This is a genomic window from Streptomyces sp. NPDC088766 (assembly GCF_044750845.1).
GTDB lineage: Bacteria > Actinomycetota > Actinomycetes > Streptomycetales > Streptomycetaceae > Streptomyces.
On record NZ_JBIVKQ010000026.1, the window covers coordinates 28,149 to 45,335 of the forward strand.

Below are 17,187 nucleotides of genomic sequence, written 5' to 3' on the forward strand. Positions count from 1 at the left end.
TTCCCGCGGGGCGTCCGCGGGGAGCATCAGCTTGTTGCAGTGTGAGGTGCGGAGGCCGGGAGGAACCCACGCAAATGGGCGGGATTCAAAGGGGTCGTGGGGAGGAGCCGTATTGCGGAGCCGGTCCGGGGCCGCGCATAGTTGCGCTGCGGAAAACGCGGACGACGCGCGACACGCGGACAGCGGGGGTGGGATGGGCGATGGCCGGGCACGGGGCGGAGGAGCATCCTCACGGTGCTGACCGACTGTGCGAGGCCGGGGACCGCGTGTACTCCCGGGCCGTACGGCGGGGCCGGGTGCCGCGCCGGGACGCCGAGCCGGTGCCCTGTCTGCTGGACCTCGCCCTGCTGCACCCCGACCCCGACGACATGGAATGGCTGGTTCCGACCTCTCCGCAGGAGGTCATGACCCGGCTGCTGCGCGGACTCTACGACGAGGTGAGCGCCAGCCGGCTGCGGATGGGCTCGGCGGTCGCCGCCTTCGAGTGGTACGCCGGGCTCGGCGGGCCCGCGCCGGGCGGCCCGGCCGGGGAGGGCGCGGCGATCCGCGTCCTGGACGGTTCCTCCCGCATCCAGGCGGCTCTCGACGAGGCGACGGAGGCGTGCACCACCGAGGTGCTGACGGTGCAGCCCGGCGGCATCCGGCGCGAGCACGAACTGTCGGAGGGGCTGCACCGGGCGCTCGCCCTGCGCGGGCGGGGCGTGCGGATGCGCGACCTCTACAACCATGTCGCCCGGCACGGCCAGGGCCTGCTCAACTACCTGGAGCTGATGGGCGACGCGGTCGAGGCCCGCACCCTCGACGAGGTCGTCGACCGGCTGATCCTGTTCGACCGCACGGTCGCCTTCATCCCCGCCAACGCCGACCGCACGATGGCGCTGGAGCTGCGCCACCCGGCCCTGGTCGCCTATCTGGGCACGGTCTTCGACCGGTTGTGGCGGCTGGCGGTCCCGCTGTCCGCCGCGCTGCCCGACACCCGCGTCGAGGGCGTCTCGCACCGCGAGCAGTCCATCGCCGCGCTGCTGGCGGAGGGGCACCAGGACGCGGTCATCGCCGAACGCCTCGGCATCAGCGTGCGCACCTGCCGCGCGCACATCGCCCGCCTCTCGGAGACGCTCGGGGCGGCCAGCCGTACCCAGCTGGGCGTGCGCATCGCCCAGGTCGGCCTCGACGTGCCGCGCACCGCGGACCCCGCTCAGCCCTCCGGGTCGAGGATCCCCGAGCGCCCGATGAGGTAGCCGAGCTGGGCGCGGCTCTCGCTGCCGAGGGTGGCGGCGAGTTTGGCGATGTGCACGCGGGCCGTACGGACGTTCATGCCGAGGCGGTCGGCGATGACGGCGTCGGTGTGGCCCTCGACGAGGAGGGCGGCGATGGCGCGCTGGCGCGGGGTGACGCCGTTGCGGGTGGGCTGGGTGACCGTCTCGGGATACATGGGGGTGGCCAGGCGCCAGAGCCGGTCGAAGACCGTGACCAGGAAGGAGATCAGCGCGGGGTGGCGGATCTCGAGCGCGAGGCTGCGGTCGGCGTTGGCGGGGATGAACGCCACCGTCCGGTCGACGAGGAGGAGGCGGTCGGTTATCTCGTCCAGGGTGCGGGCCTGCGCGTCGCCCCGCAGCTGTTCGTAGCGGGACAGCACGAGGGGCCGGTGCCGCTGCGTGTGCTGGTACAGGGTGCGGATACGGCCGCCGCGGTCGAGGAGCGCCTGGTCGCGGCGCATGGCGACGGCCTGGGCGGCCTCGCCGCGGGCGCCCGTGTAGTGGCTGCTGGGCTGGATGCAGAGGACCTCGAGGGACGCCTCGTCCATGGCGTCGGTGATGGCCTGGTTGATCTGCTCCGTGCCGCTCAGGATGCGCAGGGCCGACGCCTCCGCGTCCGCGGCGCACCGCCCGTCGATCCGCATCAGCGGCTCGAACTCCTCCAACAGCAGGGTCTCGCGCCGTCGTTCGTCGGCGACGCGTGCCGCCGAGGTGCGCAGGAACCGGTGCAGCGCGGTGGCCGGGGCGACCGGTTTCAGCACCCGGGGTTCGCCGGGATCCGGGTGCAGCAGACCGAAGCCGAGCAGGCAGGGGGCCTCCTCCTCGGTGTCCTTCCCGGTGACGTGTCCGTCCCGCAGGGCCCGTGCGTACAGCTCCAGGCCCGCGGCGCACAGTTCCTCCACACCGTGCTCCGGGTGCGGCGGCGTGTTCACCGGGTTCACGGCGCGGTGTCCCCCTGCTTGAGGATCCCGGACTGCGCGAGGAGATAGCCGAGTTGGGCGCGGCTGCCGCTGCCCAGCGTCGAGGCGAGTTTGGCGATGTGCGCGCGGCAGGTGCGGACGTTCATGCCGAGCCGGCGGGCGATCGCCTCGTCGACGTGGCCCTCGACCAGGAGTTTGGCGATGGAGTGCTGGATGTCGGTGATGCCGTCCGGCGCGGGTTCGTAGGGGGCGCCCGCGCTCAGGGGTACGGCGCGGCTCCACATGAACTCGAAGACCTTGATCAGGTAGCGGACGAGGCCGGGGTGGCGCAGTTCGAGCGCGACCTGCCGGTCGTCGCGGGTGGGGATGAAGGCCACGGTCTCGTCGCAGATGATGAGGCGTTCGACGAGTTCGTCGATGGTGCGGTACTCCACCTTGCCGTCGGTGAACTGGGCCACGTAGGCCAGCGTCTCGGGGCTGTGCCGGGCCGTGTGCTGGTACAGGGTCCGGATGCGCACCCCGCGGTCGGTCAGCGGCTTGTCGCGGTCGAGAGCCTGTTCGAGGGTGTGTTCCAGCCGTCGTTGGCCGGGCTGGACGGTGAGCATCTCGGACCGGCACTGTGCGGTGGCGAGGTCGAGGGCGGAGTTGATCCGGTCGAAGCCCTCCAGGACCGTGATGGAGTGCGTGGACGCGGTGGACTGCGCGCTCAGTGCCATGAAGGGTTCGAAGGCGTCGGCGATCTGGATCGACATCCGCCGGTGTTCGCTGATCTCGCGTTCGATGGGGTTCAGGCGCTGGGCCAGGGCGACCGCCGGCGGCACGGGACGCAGCCAGTCGGCGTCGTCGGGGTCCGGGTGCAGGAGGGCGGACTCCATCAGGCACGGAGCGGGTTCCGCGTCCACGCGTGCGATGCGTCCGGCGCGCAGGGCCTGCGCGTACAGCCGGGCGCCGGCCTCACACAATTCGGTCACCGCATGGGGATGTGTCCCTTTAGTCCCGATGGTTACCAAATTTCCACCCCCCAGGGTCCTGAACATGCAGGAACATGATGCACCGATCGTGTGGCCACGACGTGCCCGAATGAGCCATCGTCTTACTCGACGGGGGAAGAGGTGACCATCAAGTGAGGACGAAGCCGACTATGGGCAAGAGAAAGCTTCGCTCGGTTCTTGTCGCCGCCTTCTCTGCCGCTGTGGCCTTCGGAGTGCTGAGTGGCCTCGCGGGTACGGAGAACGGCGCCCCGGTGGACAGTAGCTGGGGTTCGAAGCAGCCGGGCACCGCTGTCGCCGGCGACAGCAGCTGGGGCATCGTGGCGCCGACGGGCGCGGACGACAGCAGTTGGGGCTGACGGGCAGATGACGACTCCTCCTGACGACCGCTCCTTCCGACGCGAGATGGCCACGGCCTACCGCTCCGGCTGGCACTTCATCGACCTGGTCACCGCCATCCCCCACAGTGGTGACTCGTTGATGGTGACGGTGTTCGGGGAGCCGGTCGTCGTGACCCGGGACGAGGACGACGACGTACGTGCGTACCGGTGTCTGCGGCGGCCCCGAGGAGCCCCCCAGCCCGTACGGTGTGCCATCCGATACGGAATGATCTTCGTCAACCTGGACCAGCGGGACCACCAACTGGCGGAGTCGGCGAGTCCGGCCGCCCCCAGGACCATCTCAGCCACCCCCCGCAGTGCCTGACGCGATTCCCCCGTCGTAACAGATCGCGCAGGTACTTCCCCCCGCAGCGGCGTCACCGTGACCTGAACACGGTGACGCCGCTGTCGTTCGTGGGGACATTTCCGGCTGTCGGACCCCGGCGAGGTGGCCGGAAACCGCTGATGCGGATCAGGTCACCCGCCGGTCGGCCCGTCATCCCCCCGGGTCTCCCCGGGTGTCCCGGGGCGTCCCCGGCGCGTCGCGCCCGTCGCCCCCTCAGCCCCGGCCCATCGCCCGCGTCAGCTCGATCTCGATCACCGCGCGCGTGGGATTGGGGCGCGGGGCCCGGCCGTAGCGCTCGGCGTAACGGCGTTCCGCCTCCGCGACCCGGTCCGGCGCGTCGCTGACGAAGGCCCGGCCCTCCAGCGTGGCCCAGCGCCTGCCGTCCACCTGGCACACCGCGACCCGGGCGCCCTCCGCGCCGGCCGCCAGGACGTTGCGCACCTTCGTGCTCGCCCGGTCCGCGATGACCCGGGCGAGCCGGCCCTCGGGGTCGTACGTCACTCCCACCGGAACGACGTGCGGAGAGCCGTCCGGGCGTGGTGTGGTCAGAGTGCACAGGTGTCTTTCGCGCCAGAAGTCGAGGTACGGCGCGTCGGGAGCGCCCGGGTCCTGGGGGTATGCGGCCATGGCTTGAACCTAGCTCCCGGGGGACTCCCGGACGCAACCTTGAGTGGAATAGACTCAAGTTTGTGTACGCTGACAGAGTCAGTGATGAGGGCTGACGCAAGGAGGAGACAGCGACCGTGGACGCAGAGCTGACCAACCGGAGCCGAGAAGCCATCCAGACCGCCGGCAATCGGGCCCTGTCCGCAGGGCACCCCGACCTCACCCCGGCACACCTGCTCCTCGCGCTGCTCCAGGGGCAGGAGAACGAGAACATCGTCGATCTGCTCGCCGCCGCCGGCGCCGACCAGGCCGCCGTGCGCACGGGCGCCGAGCAGGTGCTCGGCTCGCTGCCCAGCGTGGCCGGGTCCACCGTCGCGCCCCCGCAGCCCAACCGCGAACTGCTCGCCGTGATCGCGGACGCCCAGGAGCGCGCGCGGGAACTCGGCGACGAGTACCTCTCCACCGAGCACCTGCTCATCGGGATCGCCGCGAAGGGCGGCCGGGCCGGCGAGGTGCTCGACCGGCAGGGGGCCACCGCGAAGAAGCTGCTGGAGGCCTTCCGCAAGGCCCGCGGCGGACGCCGGGTGACCAACGCCGACCCCGAGGGCCAGTACAAGGCGCTGGAGAAGTTCGGCACCGACTTCACCGCCGCCGCCCGCGAGGGCCGGCTCGACCCGGTCATCGGCCGGGACACCGAGATCCGGCGGGTCGTCCAGGTCCTGTCCCGCCGCACGAAGAACAACCCGGTCCTCATCGGCGAGCCCGGCGTCGGCAAGACCGCCGTCGTCGAAGGGCTCGCCCAGCGGATCGTGAAGGGGGACGTGCCCGAGTCCCTCAGGAACAAGCGGCTCGTCTCGCTCGACCTCGGGGCCATGGTCGCCGGGGCCAAGTACCGCGGCGAGTTCGAGGAGCGGCTGAAGACCGTCCTCGCCGAGATCAAGGACTCCGACGGGCAGATCATCACCTTCATCGACGAGCTGCACACCGTCGTGGGCGCCGGCGCGGGCGGCGACTCCGCGATGGACGCGGGCAACATGCTGAAGCCGATGCTCGCCCGCGGTGAGCTGCGCATGGTCGGCGCGACGACCCTGGACGAGTACCGCGAGCGGATCGAGAAGGACGCGGCGCTGGAACGGCGCTTCCAGCAGGTGCTCGTCGCCGAACCGTCCGTCGAGGACACCATCGCCATCCTGCGCGGCCTCAAGGGGCGCTACGAGGCCCACCACAAGGTCCAGATCGCCGACAGCGCGCTGGTCGCCGCGGCCACCCTGTCCGACCGGTACATCACCTCCCGCTTCCTGCCCGACAAGGCCATCGACCTCGTCGACGAGGCGGCCTCCCGGCTGCGCATGGAGATCGACTCGTCGCCCGTCGAGATCGACGAGCTCCAGCGTGCCGTCGACCGGCTGAAGATGGAGGAACTGGCCCTCGACAAGGAGACCGACCCCGCCTCCCGCGAGCGCCTGGAGAAGCTGCGCCGCGATCTCGCCGACAAGGAGGAGGAGCTGCGCGGCCTCACCGCCCGCTGGGAGAAGGAGAAGCAGTCCCTCAACCGGGTCGGTGAGCTGAAGGAGCGGCTCGACGACCTGCGCGGCCAGGCCGAACGGGCGCAGCGCGACGGCGACTTCGACACCGCCAGCAAGCTGCTGTACGGCGAGATCCCGTCCCTGGAGCGCGACCTGGAGGCCGCGTCCGAGGCCGAGGAGGAGGCCGCCAGGGACACCATGGTCAAGGAGGAGGTCGGCTCCGACGACATCGCCGACGTCGTCGCCTCCTGGACCGGCATCCCGGCCGGCCGCCTCCTGGAGGGCGAGACGCAGAAGCTGCTGCGCATGGAGGACGAGCTGGGCAAGCGGCTCATCGGCCAGGGCGAGGCCGTCCGGGCCGTGTCCGACGCCGTACGCCGCTCGCGGGCCGGCATCGCCGACCCCGACCGCCCGACCGGCTCCTTCCTCTTCCTCGGGCCGACCGGCGTCGGCAAGACCGAGCTGGCCAAGGCCCTCGCCGACTTCCTCTTCGACGACGAGCGGGCCATGATCCGCATCGACATGTCGGAGTACGGCGAGAAGCACAGCGTGGCCCGGCTCGTCGGCGCCCCGCCCGGCTACATCGGCTACGAGGAGGGCGGCCAGCTCACCGAGGCCGTGCGGCGCAGGCCGTACAGCGTGGTGCTGCTGGACGAGGTGGAGAAGGCGCACCCGGAGGTCTTCGACATCCTGCTCCAGGTCCTCGACGACGGGCGCCTCACCGACGGACAGGGCCGCACGGTCGACTTCCGCAACACTATCCTGGTGCTGACGTCCAACCTGGGCAGCCAGTACCTGGTCGACCCGCTCTCCACCGAGGCCGAGAAGAAGGAGCAGGTCCTGGAGGTGGTCCGGGCGTCCTTCAAGCCGGAGTTCCTCAACCGGCTCGACGACCTGGTCGTCTTCTCGGCGCTGAGCAAGGAGGAGCTGGCCCGGATCGCGCGGCTCCAGATCGACCGGCTCGCCAAGCGGCTGGCCGAGCGCCGGCTCACCCTGGACGTCACCGAGGCGGCCCTCACCTGGCTCGCCGACGAGGGCAACGACCCGGCGTACGGCGCCCGGCCGCTGCGCCGCCTCGTCCAGACCGCCATCGGCGACCGCCTCGCCAAGGAGATCCTCGCGGGCGAGGTCAAGGACGGCGACACGGTCCGGGTCGACGCCTTCGGGGACGGCCTGATCGTGGGCCCCGCGCCGACCGGGAAGACCCTCTGACCGGCGCCCGCGGCCGCCCGGCCGCACGCCCTGAGCGGAATTACGCCAACCGGAGGTGAACCCTGCGGGGCGGGGGTTGCCACCCCCCGCCCCGCATGGGGGAGGATGGCCAGATCCGTACGAAGGGAAAATCACGGTGACCATCGACCCGTCCTCGATTCCGAACTTCGGGGGCCAGCCCGAGCCGCAGCCCCAGCAACCGGCGGGCCCCGTCGTCCCGGATCAGGATCTCGTGAAGCAGCTCCTCGACCAGATGGAGCTGAAGTACGTCGTCGACGACGAGGGCGACCTCGCGGCGCCGTGGGAGGAATTCCGCACGTACTTCATGTTCCGCGGCGAGGGCGACCAGGCGGTCTACTCGGTGCGCACGTTCTTCGACCGTCCGCACCAGATCGACGAGAAGCCCCAGATCCTGGAGGCCATCGACGACTGGAACCGCCGCACCCTGTGGCCCAAGGTCTACACGCACACCCACGACGACGGCACCGTCCGCCTCATCGGCGAGACGCAGATGCTGATCGGCGCCGGCGTCAACATCGAGTTCTTCGTCTCCTCGACGGTGAGCTGGGTGCGCGCCTCCATCGAGTTCGACAAGTGGCTCGTGGAGCAGCTCGGCCTGGAGTCCTCGGTCGACGAGGCGGACAAGCCCGAGGACGACGACAAGTCCGGCGACGCGTAGGCGTCAGCTGCACGCCCCAGGCGAACGAGAGCCCGGCCAGGGCCGCGACCCCTCAGGGGTGGCGGGCCAGGGCCGGGCTCTCGCCGTGCGGGGCCGCGGTCCGGGCGTCCACAGCTTGTGGACACCCGGACCGGGGGCTCCGGGAGATCCCCCTCGCGGTCACGACCGAGCCGCCGTTCACGACTGAGCCGCGGCCCCGGTGGACACCTCCGCCCACACCGTCTTGCCCACGGGGTGACGGGGCTCCGTCCCCCAGCGCACGGCCAGGACGTCCACCAGGAGCAGTCCTCGACCTGACTCGCCCTCGGGGTACGACGACGGCGCGGCCGTGGGCGGCCGCTTCGCGGCGGCGGCGTCCGCGACCTCGACCCGCACCAGACCCGCGGCCGCGTCCAGGACGAGCCGCAGCCCGAAGTCGTGCCCGGCGACGCGGCCGTGCCGCACGGCGTTCGCGGCCAGCTCGCCGACGACGAGCGCGACCGCGCACGAGGTGTCCGACATCGGTGCGTGGCCCCACTCCTCCAGCCGCCGGACGGTCAGACGCCGGGCGAGCCGCGCACCGCGAGGTGTGGAGGCGAACCGCGCCGCGAAGGAGGGCAGTTCCTGCCCCGGGGTGGTCGTTGCTGTCAGCACGGCTTGTCCGTCCTTGTCCGCTGTGAAGGGGGAGAACTCCCGTGACGTACACGCTTCGTCACGTTCCGTACCCAAGGATCGGCAGGTCGCCCTACGCTCAACAGGTGACACAGCCTTACTTTTCCTCCCGTAAGGAACGGAAGTGACGCCTTGGCCAACGGAATTGACCCCAGCACGTCCATGGCGGCCCTCTTCGGCGCGCGGGTCCGCAGGCTCCGCACGGCGGCCGGACTGACCCAGGCCGAACTGGGCGACAGGACGCACGTGGTGAGCACGCGCATCACCCAGATCGAGCGGGCGTCCGGAGCGAAGCCGACCCTGGAACTGGCACGCGCGCTGGACACGGCCCTCGGCGCGGACGACCTGTTGGTGGAGCTGTGGCCGTACGTCTACCGGGAGGCGTTCCCGGACTGGTCGAGGAAGTTCATGGAGTACTCGGCACGGGCGGTGGCCGTCCGGCAGTACGCGGCACACGTGGTGCCGGGTCTGTTGCAGACGGAAGACTATGCGCGGGCGGTTCTCAGTCTGGACGCGCTGTTGGACGGCGAGGAGCAGCTGGAGGAGCGCGTGACAGCCCGAATGGGACGGCAGGGGCGGCTGAGTTCGCCCAACCGGCCAGAGCTGTGCATGATCCTCGATGAGGCGGTACTGAGGCGTCCGATCGGTGGCCACGCCGTGATGCGAAAGCAGTTGGCGCGGTTGCTCGACGTTGCCGCGGAACGTCACATCGCCGTGCAGGTGCTGCCATTCGAGCAAGGCGAACATGAGGCGATGGGTGGCTCGCTGACGGTCCTCGTCCTTCCTGACGGTTCCGAAGTGGCTTACACGGAAGGGTCCGACTATGGCCAGCTCATCGAAGAACCGATCAACGTCAGTCGCTACAAGGTGATTTACGATCGGCTGCGGGCGGCAGCCCTGCCCCCGCTCATGTCACTCGACATGATCCGGTCCACGATGGAGGGCAACTACCGTGGCTCGAATCTCCCGTCCCGATCTGAACGGCGTCGTCTGGCGCAGGAGCAGCTACAGCAATCAGGCGGGGGGCGACTGCGTGGAGGTGGCCGACGGGTTCCGGGAAGCCGTCGTCCCGGTCCGTGACAGCAAGGTCCCGCACGGTCCCACGCTGTGTTTCGAGGCCGCCGCCTGGGGCGCCTTCATAGGCGAGTTGAAGGCCGGGCAGCGCCGTCCCTGATGAGAGGGCAACCACCGTGGCTCGAATCTCCCGTCCCGATCTGAACGGCGTCGTCTGGCGCAGGAGCAGCTACAGCAATCAGGAGGGCGGCAACTGCGTGGAGGTGGCCGACGGGTTCCCGGGGGCCGTCGTCCCGGTCCGTGACAGCAAGGTCCCGCACGGTCCCGCGCTGTGTTTCGAGGCCGCCGCATGGGGCGCCTTCATAGGCGAGTTGAAGGCCGGGCCGCACCGCCTCTGAGCCGACCAGGCCCCGGCCGCCGTCCGTGTTCCGGGCTCACCGGGCCCTTGTCCGCGAGGGTCCGGTCGGCCGCTGACCTCCTGAAAGAACCGGGGGAAAGAACCACCCACCCACCCACCCTCCCCGGCCGCGAAGCCCGCGTCACCCGTCCGGGTGACCGGCTTGCAGGGGCGGGACGCGGGCGGTTACGTTCGCCGCGACAACCGCAAACAGATACGGCCCCCGGCCGGGACGGCAATCCCGAACGAGGGCCTGACCGATCAGGAAGCCTCAACCTTCCCAATGGCTGACTCGCAGTCTAACGCGCGCCTGCGCGCCGACGCCGGAACACCGACCTCCGGCGTGATCCACGTCCGCACCCGCCTCACGGCCGACTTCACGGTGATCTCCAACGCCCTCGCCCAGCGGCGCGGCAGCGCGGTCACGGTCGGCGTCGCGGCGTACATCGCCTCCCTGCCCGACGGCTCCCCCGTGAGCATCGCCGCCCTGTGCGAGCACTTCAGCGAGGGCGAGATCCTCATCTCGCGGGCGCTCCGGGAACTGGAAGCCGCCGGATACCTGGAACGCCGCCGCGAACGAACACCCTCCGGACAGGTCCGCACCCGGACGTACTCCTACGACGTCCCCGGCGGCATCCCGAATCCGGACGGGCCTCCCGAGCCGCCGAAGCCGTCCCGGCCCCGGAAGCGGCCCGCCGCGGCGGTCGTGCACGAAGCCGTACGGGAGACCGGGCAGCCGCCCGTACCGGCCGAGGCCGAGGCGCCGGCCCCGCTCACCGTCACCGACGCCGACCCCCGAGCCGTCGCCCTCCTCGCCTCCCTGCGCCGGGTCGACCCCCGCCTCATCCTGTCCGAGCGGGAGGTCGCCCGCCTCGCCCCGGCCGTCGCGCGGTGGCTCGCGGCAGGCCTGCTCCCCACGCACATCACGGACCACCTCACCGCCCGGCTCCCGGTCCCCTTGCCGGCCCGCCCGGCCGGCATCCTCGCCTACCGGCTCAAGGAGACGCCCCTGCCGCTACCGGCCAGGAGCACGGAGCCCTCCGTACGTCCGGTGGTCGCGCCCATGGTGAACTGCGACGGCTGCGACCGGGGAATGCGCACGGCGGAACACGACCGCTGCCGGGACTGCCGCACCGGGGACGAACTCCGCGCGGCGGGCTGAGCCGATGACCGGGTGTGCGGTCCACCCGCAGGTGGCAGATCTGTTGTGGCACGATGCCAAATCCGGCGCCAGGAGGAGGCGGGGCATGGTCGACAGGTTCAGGGACGGATTTCTGACCCCCGCAGAGACCGCCTCCTACCTTGAGATTCCACAGTCGACGCTCGCCACGTGGCTGAAGGGCAGGGCCGCCGGAGCGCCACTGGTCCATCAGGTCGAGCAGGTGCGGAAAGGGCAGCCTTCGGTGCCGTTCATCGCGGTCGCCGAGGCGCACGTTCTTCGTTCTCTGCGTTCCCTGGGGCTCCGCATGAGCGAGATCAGGGAGGCGGCTGCCGCCGTACGGGACGCCTTCGACACCCCTACGGCCTCGTGTCGAAGCGGATCGCCACGGACGGCGTGGACATCTTCATCGAGCACCGCTGGGGGGATCTCCGCAGAGCCCGCGACGGCCAGGTCCCCATCCAGGAAGTGGTCTCGGATTGTCTCCGCCACCTCACCTGGGAGCCGGGCGACGACTTTCCCTCCAGCCTGCGTCTGAGGCAGTACCCGGACTCCGTTCCCGTCGTGATCGATCCGAGGTTCGGCCACGGCCTCCCCGTGGTGGCCGCCAACCGCGTCACCGTGCAGGCCATCACCGACCTGTGGGAGGCCGGCGAAACCGTCGAGGACATCGAGTACGACTACGACATGGCGCCTGAGCAGGTGGACGCGCTCTGCCGGCCGCACCGACGGGCTCGGTGACGCGGCACGGTCCGTCGTATCCTGACCACACACGGGAAGGAGCCGTCCATGAGCGTCGACGCGATCGTGCACACCGAGTTTCCCAAGGGGTACACGGTCCTGTTCGGGGCCGACGGAAAGGTGATCATGACCCCGCAGAGCGAAGAGCACTCCAGCACCATCAGGTCGATGCAGATCGACTCCGCTCTTGCCCTCGGCCGTCACGCGAAGGTCACTTCTGATGTCTATATCGACTTCCCCGCCGACGAGAACTCCGCCCCCGACCTCGCGATCCTGCGCGAGGACGCACGCAAGGAAGGCAAGCGCTACAGCTTCGAGGACGTCCTGCTGATCTCCGAGGTCGTCTCGACCTCCTCGGCGCGCAAGGACTACGACGACTGCACCGCGAAGTACGGCCGCTACGGAATCCCGGTCTACCTGGTCGTGGACCCCTACGCCCAGGAAGTCGTCCTTCACACCCAGCCGACCTCGACCGGCTACATCGCCGCACACACCCACAAGTACGGCACGGGCAAGCTCCCCATTCCCCTGGCCGACGGCCGCACCTTCACCCTCGACCTCGACGAACTCCCGCGCCCGGAGCCCGAGGCGGACGCCCGCTGACGAAGGACTTGCGGTGCGGCCAGGCCCGTACCGTCGGCACCGCTGTCGTCGGACGTGGTCGTTCCTGGTCGCGGCAGTCGGCTGGGCTTGCCTGGCCTTTCGTCGATCGGGACCGGCAGGGGGCGTGCCGTTCTGTGCCGTGAGTCCGTGCGACGAAATCCGGTGTGCCGCAAGGAGGTTCGAAGCCGCGTCTGCTGCGGGCGACAACCACCACGTACTGCCCTGAGCCAGCGGGCCCGCTCCTCCTCGGCCGAGTTGCCGGCCCCCGTTCGGCGATAGCGTGGCACGGCAACGACTGCTGCAGACAGGTGGACGAGATTTCATGCGGATGCGGTTCGAACCCGAGGCCGAGGAGGAGTTCGAGGCGGCGTGCGGGCTGCTGGTCGACCGCCTGGTCCGGTGGGCCGGAGAGCAGGGGCTGCCAGTGGACGGATTCACTGCCGAGGTGGCCCTGGACTACCGGCACCTGGCGACTGCCGACGGCCGGCTGGGGCTGTGGGAGTCGCGCCATGTGGAGGAGCTGCTGCTCTCCTGGCTTCCCCAGCAGGTCACCGAGCTTCCCGGGGAGGAACGCGCCGACGCCCCGGGCACCCTGCGCACGCTACTGCGCTATCTGCACGCCGCGCAGTTGGCGGACCCGCGCGGCCCCTCACTCCAGGATTCCCTTGCCGCGGTCGACAGGGTCGCGGAACAGCATCTGGCGGCGATGACGGACCGCACTCGCTGGGGACCGGCGAAGTTCTGGGCGACGACGGCCGCGGAGCAGGGCGTGAACGTCCAGGACGGGGCGGCGTTGCAGCGCTTCGCGGACCGGGCGCAGCGCGGGGAGGTCGCCTACGACCGGCAGGCTCTCGCCACGATCATGGAACGGCGGCTGACCGGCCGCGTGCTGTCCGGCGTGGCCCGGGCCGAGCCGCAACTGCCCGTGATGCTTCCCCCGGACGACGAACTGCGCCGACGGGCCGAGGCGTCGACGACCGTGGCGCAGTTGCGCGGACTCGCCGAGTGGGCGGGGCAGGGCGGCCGCCCGGTGACGGCTACGGGACGGCTGCGGATGGCGGAGGCCCGCGAGCTGGTGGACGTACTCGGCACCGGCGACAAGATCGCGGGGGTGCGCTCTTCGGCCGACCTGCCGCGGCTGGGACTGCTGATGGAGTGGGCGAAGAAGGCACGGCTGGTCCGGGTGGTCAAGGGGCGGTTGTACGCGGTGGCCAAAGCCCGGCCGGTGCTGGCCGACCCGCTCCAGCTGTGGCTGCGCGCCTTCGACGCCGGCTTCGAACTGCGGCAGGCTCTGATCGGGGCGCGCAGCGGCTGGCATGTCGAGTCGATGCTCTTCGACGTCTACGAGGACGTCCTGGACGACGTGCTGAACACGCTCTACAGCCTGCCGTACCCGATGCCCTGGCCGCGGCTGCGCGACACGGTACACCTGGCCTATCGGACCTCCTTGCAGCTCGACGCCGGGTCGGACCTTCAGCACCGGATGTGGTTCGAGCACGCCGACCGGGACCTGCGCGCGGTGCTCGACCTGCTGGACGACCTGGGCGCGATCGAGCGTGACCGTGGGATGGCCGATCCGGTGTTCCTCGACGTAGACCTCTCCGATGCCGGTCCCGAGCTGCTTGCGGACATGCCGCCGGAGCTCGCGGAGCTGCTGGGCGTCGCGGGGGCGGCAACGGACCCGGTGGCGCGGGAGCGTGCTGACGCCAGGCGTGAGGAGCTGACCGCCGGGCCGGTCGAGCTCATCCGTCTCACCGAGCTCGGTACCCGGGCCGTACGACAGCGGTTGCTGGCGGCCGGCAGGGACGCACCGTTGGTCGGTGAACTGGCCCAGGCGCCGGCGGCCGGCCTGCTGGGTGTGCTGGCCGAGGACTACCCCCCGGACGCCGCCCGCGCCGAGCTGGCCGGCTGGATCACGGCCCGTGGCGAGCGAGAGGCCGCACTGCGGCAGCTGACCGACGCCGTAAGGACCATGACCTTCCGCACGCGGGCGCAGGCGATGCTCGACGTGTTGCCGGCGGCGTTGCCGGACGGTGAGGGCGAGCGGCTGCTGCGCACGCTGCGGCGAGACACACAGCTGGCACCGCTGGCGCTGAACGCGCTGGCGCACCGTGAGCTGCTGTCCCCCGAGGACATGACCGATGCCGAGCAGCTGCTGGTGCTCGCCGAGAGCCTGCTTCAGCTCGTGGAGTTGGCGGGCGGCGGGGACGGCGCCGAGGAGACGCTGCGCGCCCAGGGTCCCCAGGCCAGGGAAGCGGTTGCCGCCGCGTTGAACTCCGCGCACCCGGACCGGGCCGGACTGGACGAGCTCAGGCAGCTGGCGGCCCGGGCACTGGGTACTCACGGCGCCCGCGTCGGACGCGCCCGGAAGGCTCGGCGCTCCTCAGGCAAGAGCGGTCGCAAGCGGCGCCGCTGACCGGGCAACACCGCCTGCCCCCCCCAGGTGCCGGGTGCGTCGGCACTGGCACAGAGCCGGGCGGAGGGAAACGTGGGTCCCCGCGTCGTACGTCCTCGGTGGCGCGTTACCGTCGGGGTCGTGGTTGAGGGATGGGGCGAGGACGGGCTGCGGGCCGCGAGCAGGTCCCGTTTGGCCGGCATGTCCGCGCGGAAGTCCGCGAAGTACGAATCGGGCAGGCGCAGGGCCTCGGCCACGGCGTACGGGAAGGGCCCGGAGGCGACGTACGTCAGGTACTGCTTCGCCGAGCGCACGGCCGAGACCAGTAGGGGTGAGGACGTCACCCGGGCCACGCCGTGTTCACACACTCATTCGTGAGGAGCACTGTGCGATGCCGGGACCGGCAGGGTCTGTGCTCGATCCTTGAATCCTGTCAGCTTTCGTAGTGGTAGCGGCACTGTGCGATCAGGACGCCGTCCTCGGTGGCCTTGTAGATCAGCCGATGCTCGTCGTTGACACGGCGCAACCAGTAGCCCTGGAATCCGTGCTTGAGCGGTTCCGGTTTGCCGATCCCCTCGTTGCCGTTCCGGGCGATGTCCGCGATGAGCGTGTTGATGCGCTTCAGGGTCTTCCGGTCCTGAAGCTGCCACCAGAGATAGTCCTCCCAGGCACGGGAGGAGAAGATGATCTTCAACTTGCGGCCCTTATTCGTCGGTCGCCAGCTCGCGTACGGTGCCGCCGCCGCTTTCCAGCTCGTCGATGGATGCGAGCAGGCGCCGCGCGTTGGCCGGGCTCCGCAGCAGGTACGCCGTCTCCTTCAGGGACTCGTAGTCCTCAAGGGAGACTATGACGACCGGCTCGTGTCCGGCCCGGGTGATGACGACCTCTTCGCGGTCGTCGGTGACGGAGTTGAGCACCTCGGCATACCGCGCGCGCGACTCGGAATAGGTCATGGTCTTCACGGTCAACCCTCCTTGACGTACAAGAAACTGTACGTCGATACCTGTGGTGGGGCAAGCGGCGGGAGGACGGCCGTCACCGGGCGGCTTCGCGCACGAGAGTTCGCCGGCGGGACGGCAGGCGAAGAGAGCGCAGGAAGACGGTCAGCGCGCGAATGCCCCGCGGAGCCGTTCCGCCGCGTCCGCCAGTACCTCGGTGCGTTTGCAGAAAGCGAACCGCACGAACGGCGCGCCCGCCTCCCGGCGGTCGTAGAAGACCGCGTTGGGGATGGCGACGACGCCCGCCCGTTCCGGGAGGGCTCGGCAGAAGGTGATGCCGTCGCTCTCGCCGAGGGGGCGGATGTCGGCGGTGACGAAGTACGTGCCCGCCGGGCGGTAGACCGCGAAGCCCGCTTCGGTGAGGCCCGCCGCCAGCAGGTCCCGCTTGGCCAGCATGTCCGCGCGGAAGGCGTCGAAGTAGGCGTCGGGGAGGGCCAGGGCCTCGGCGACGGCGTACTGGAAGGGGCCGGACGCGACGTACGTCAGGTACTGCTTCGCCGAGCGCACCGCCGTGACCAGCTCCGGGGAACCCGTCACCCAGCCGACCTTCCAGCCCGTGAACGAGAATGTCTTGCCGGCGCTGCCGATCGTCACCGTCCGGTCCCGCATTCCCGGCAGCGTCGCCACGGGCACGTGCTCGGCCTCGTCGAAGACCAGGTGCTCGTACACCTCGTCCGTGACCACCAGCAGGTCCCGCTCCACAGCCAGTCCGGCGATCGCGGTCAGCTCCTCGCGGGTGAGGACCGTGCCGGTCGGGTTGTGCGGGGTGTTGATGAGGAGGAGACGCGTGCGGTCCGTCACCGCGTCGCGCAGTTCGTCGAGGTCGAGGCGGAACCGGGCCTGCCCGGGGTCGGGCCGCAGCGTGACCGGCACCCGCGTGGCGCCCGCCATGGCGATGCAGGCCGCGTAGGAGTCGTAGTACGGCTCCAGGGCGACGACCTCGTCCCCCGGCTCCAGCAGGGCCAGGAGGGTGGCCGCGATCGCCTCGGTGGCGCCCGCGGTGACCAGGACCTCGGTGTCGGGGTCGAACGTCAGGCCGTAGCGGCGGCGCTGGTGCTCGGCGATCGCCGTGCGCAGCTCGGGGACGCCGGGGCCCGGCGGGTACTGGTTGCCGCGTCCGTCCCGCAGCGCCCGTACGGCCGCCTCGCGGATCTCCTCGGGCCCGTCCGTGTCCGGGAAGCCCTGGCCGAGATTGAGGGAGCCGGTCCGCAGGGCCAGCGCGGACATCTCGGCGAAGACCGTCGTCCCGAACTCGGCGAGACGGCGGTTGAGGAAGGGGCGTGCGGTGGCGGTCATGCCGGTCATCCTGCGCCGA

18 protein-coding genes and 2 pseudogenes are annotated in these 17,187 nt (G+C 70.8%); 12 read left to right on the plus strand and 8 right to left on the minus strand.

Annotation, left to right across the window (positions count from 1 at the left end; genetic code table 11):
- Positions 1-266 precede the first annotated feature (266 nt).
- Positions 267-1,238 carry a LuxR C-terminal-related transcriptional regulator gene (locus ACIP5W_RS29090; protein WP_401479790.1) on the plus strand — a complete coding sequence of 324 codons (972 nt, stop codon included), beginning with the start codon at positions 267-269 and terminating at the stop codon, positions 1,236-1,238.
- Here the strand turns inward: ACIP5W_RS29090 and ACIP5W_RS29095 are convergent.
- Entirely contained in the window at positions 1,196-2,188 is a 993-nt protein-coding gene (locus ACIP5W_RS29095; protein ID WP_401480002.1) for a helix-turn-helix transcriptional regulator, read from the minus strand. The genes ACIP5W_RS29090 and ACIP5W_RS29095 overlap by 43 nt on opposite strands.
- A gap of 5 nt (positions 2,189-2,193) precedes the next feature.
- Complete coding sequence (locus ACIP5W_RS29100; protein ID WP_401479793.1) at positions 2,194-3,213, minus strand: helix-turn-helix transcriptional regulator; 1,020 nt, start codon at positions 3,211-3,213, stop codon at positions 2,194-2,196.
- Positions 3,214-3,531: 318 nt separating this feature from the next.
- Between ACIP5W_RS29100 and ACIP5W_RS29105 the strand changes: the two genes are divergently transcribed.
- Positions 3,532-3,870: a hypothetical protein gene (locus tag ACIP5W_RS29105; RefSeq protein ID WP_401479796.1), complete on the plus strand. Its 339-nt coding sequence runs from the start codon at positions 3,532-3,534 to the stop codon at positions 3,868-3,870.
- A 234-nt stretch (positions 3,871-4,104) separates the two neighbouring features.
- Here the strand turns inward: ACIP5W_RS29105 and ACIP5W_RS29110 are convergent, their stop codons facing one another.
- A complete protein-coding gene (locus tag ACIP5W_RS29110; protein WP_401479799.1) occupies positions 4,105-4,518 on the minus strand; it encodes a pyridoxamine 5'-phosphate oxidase family protein in 414 nt (137 codons plus the stop codon).
- A gap of 116 nt (positions 4,519-4,634) precedes the next feature.
- Between ACIP5W_RS29110 and clpB the strand changes: the two genes are divergently transcribed.
- Both clpB and ACIP5W_RS29120 read left to right on the plus strand, forming a co-directional pair.
- Positions 4,635-7,235, plus strand: a complete 2,601-nt coding sequence (gene clpB / locus ACIP5W_RS29115; RefSeq protein WP_401479801.1) for an ATP-dependent chaperone ClpB — start codon at positions 4,635-4,637, stop codon at positions 7,233-7,235.
- A gap of 136 nt (positions 7,236-7,371) precedes the next feature.
- A complete protein-coding gene (locus ACIP5W_RS29120) occupies positions 7,372-7,914 on the plus strand; it encodes a YbjN domain-containing protein (RefSeq protein WP_401479804.1) in 543 nt (180 codons plus the stop codon).
- A gap of 177 nt (positions 7,915-8,091) precedes the next feature.
- On the opposite strand, the gene ACIP5W_RS29125 is transcribed toward ACIP5W_RS29120, so the two are convergent.
- Positions 8,092-8,547, minus strand: coding sequence for an ATP-binding protein (locus tag ACIP5W_RS29125; RefSeq protein WP_401479807.1), 456 nt, complete (start codon positions 8,545-8,547; stop codon positions 8,092-8,094).
- 180 nt (positions 8,548-8,727) lie between these two features.
- Between ACIP5W_RS29125 and ACIP5W_RS29130 the strand changes: the two genes are divergently transcribed.
- From ACIP5W_RS29130 to ACIP5W_RS29165, 8 genes and pseudogenes are all read left to right on the plus strand, one after another.
- Complete coding sequence (locus ACIP5W_RS29130; protein ID WP_401480005.1) at positions 8,728-9,645, plus strand: helix-turn-helix domain-containing protein; 918 nt, start codon at positions 8,728-8,730, stop codon at positions 9,643-9,645.
- Entirely contained in the window at positions 9,605-9,739 is a 135-nt protein-coding gene (locus tag ACIP5W_RS29135) for a DUF397 domain-containing protein (protein ID WP_401479810.1), read from the plus strand. Before ACIP5W_RS29130 ends, ACIP5W_RS29135 begins: the two co-directional genes overlap by 41 nt.
- Before the next feature lie 16 nt (positions 9,740-9,755).
- Complete coding sequence (locus ACIP5W_RS29140) at positions 9,756-9,977, plus strand: DUF397 domain-containing protein (RefSeq protein ID WP_401479812.1); 222 nt, start codon at positions 9,756-9,758, stop codon at positions 9,975-9,977.
- A 282-nt stretch (positions 9,978-10,259) separates the two neighbouring features.
- A complete protein-coding gene (locus ACIP5W_RS29145) occupies positions 10,260-11,138 on the plus strand; it encodes a hypothetical protein (protein ID WP_401479815.1) in 879 nt (292 codons plus the stop codon).
- 85 nt (positions 11,139-11,223) lie between these two features.
- Positions 11,224-11,403 (plus strand): annotated as a pseudogene (locus ACIP5W_RS29150) (DUF433 domain-containing protein); the annotation flags it as partial.
- Positions 11,404-11,504: 101 nt separating this feature from the next.
- Positions 11,505-11,876 (plus strand): DUF433 domain-containing protein, encoded by a 372-nt coding sequence (locus tag ACIP5W_RS29155; protein ID WP_401479818.1) that lies wholly within the window; start codon positions 11,505-11,507, stop codon positions 11,874-11,876.
- A gap of 48 nt (positions 11,877-11,924) precedes the next feature.
- Entirely contained in the window at positions 11,925-12,479 is a 555-nt protein-coding gene (locus tag ACIP5W_RS29160) for a Uma2 family endonuclease (RefSeq protein WP_401479821.1), read from the plus strand.
- A 322-nt stretch (positions 12,480-12,801) separates the two neighbouring features.
- The gene (locus ACIP5W_RS29165) at positions 12,802-14,895 is read left to right on the plus strand and encodes a hypothetical protein (protein WP_401479824.1); all 2,094 of its coding nucleotides are present in this window, start codon (positions 12,802-12,804) and stop codon (positions 14,893-14,895) included.
- A gap of 152 nt (positions 14,896-15,047) precedes the next feature.
- Here the strand turns inward: ACIP5W_RS29165 and ACIP5W_RS29170 are convergent.
- From ACIP5W_RS29170 to ACIP5W_RS29185, 4 genes and pseudogenes are all read right to left on the minus strand, one after another.
- Positions 15,048-15,227 (minus strand): annotated as a pseudogene (locus tag ACIP5W_RS29170) (aminotransferase); the annotation flags it as partial.
- Positions 15,228-15,307: 80 nt separating this feature from the next.
- Complete coding sequence (locus tag ACIP5W_RS29175) at positions 15,308-15,568, minus strand: Txe/YoeB family addiction module toxin (protein ID WP_401479827.1); 261 nt, start codon at positions 15,566-15,568, stop codon at positions 15,308-15,310.
- A 10-nt stretch (positions 15,569-15,578) separates the two neighbouring features.
- Positions 15,579-15,836, minus strand: a complete 258-nt coding sequence (locus ACIP5W_RS29180) for a type II toxin-antitoxin system Phd/YefM family antitoxin (protein WP_103544659.1) — start codon at positions 15,834-15,836, stop codon at positions 15,579-15,581.
- A gap of 141 nt (positions 15,837-15,977) precedes the next feature.
- A complete protein-coding gene (locus tag ACIP5W_RS29185; RefSeq protein WP_401479830.1) occupies positions 15,978-17,177 on the minus strand; it encodes a pyridoxal phosphate-dependent aminotransferase in 1,200 nt (399 codons plus the stop codon).
- Between the last annotated feature and the right edge of the window lie 10 nt (positions 17,178-17,187).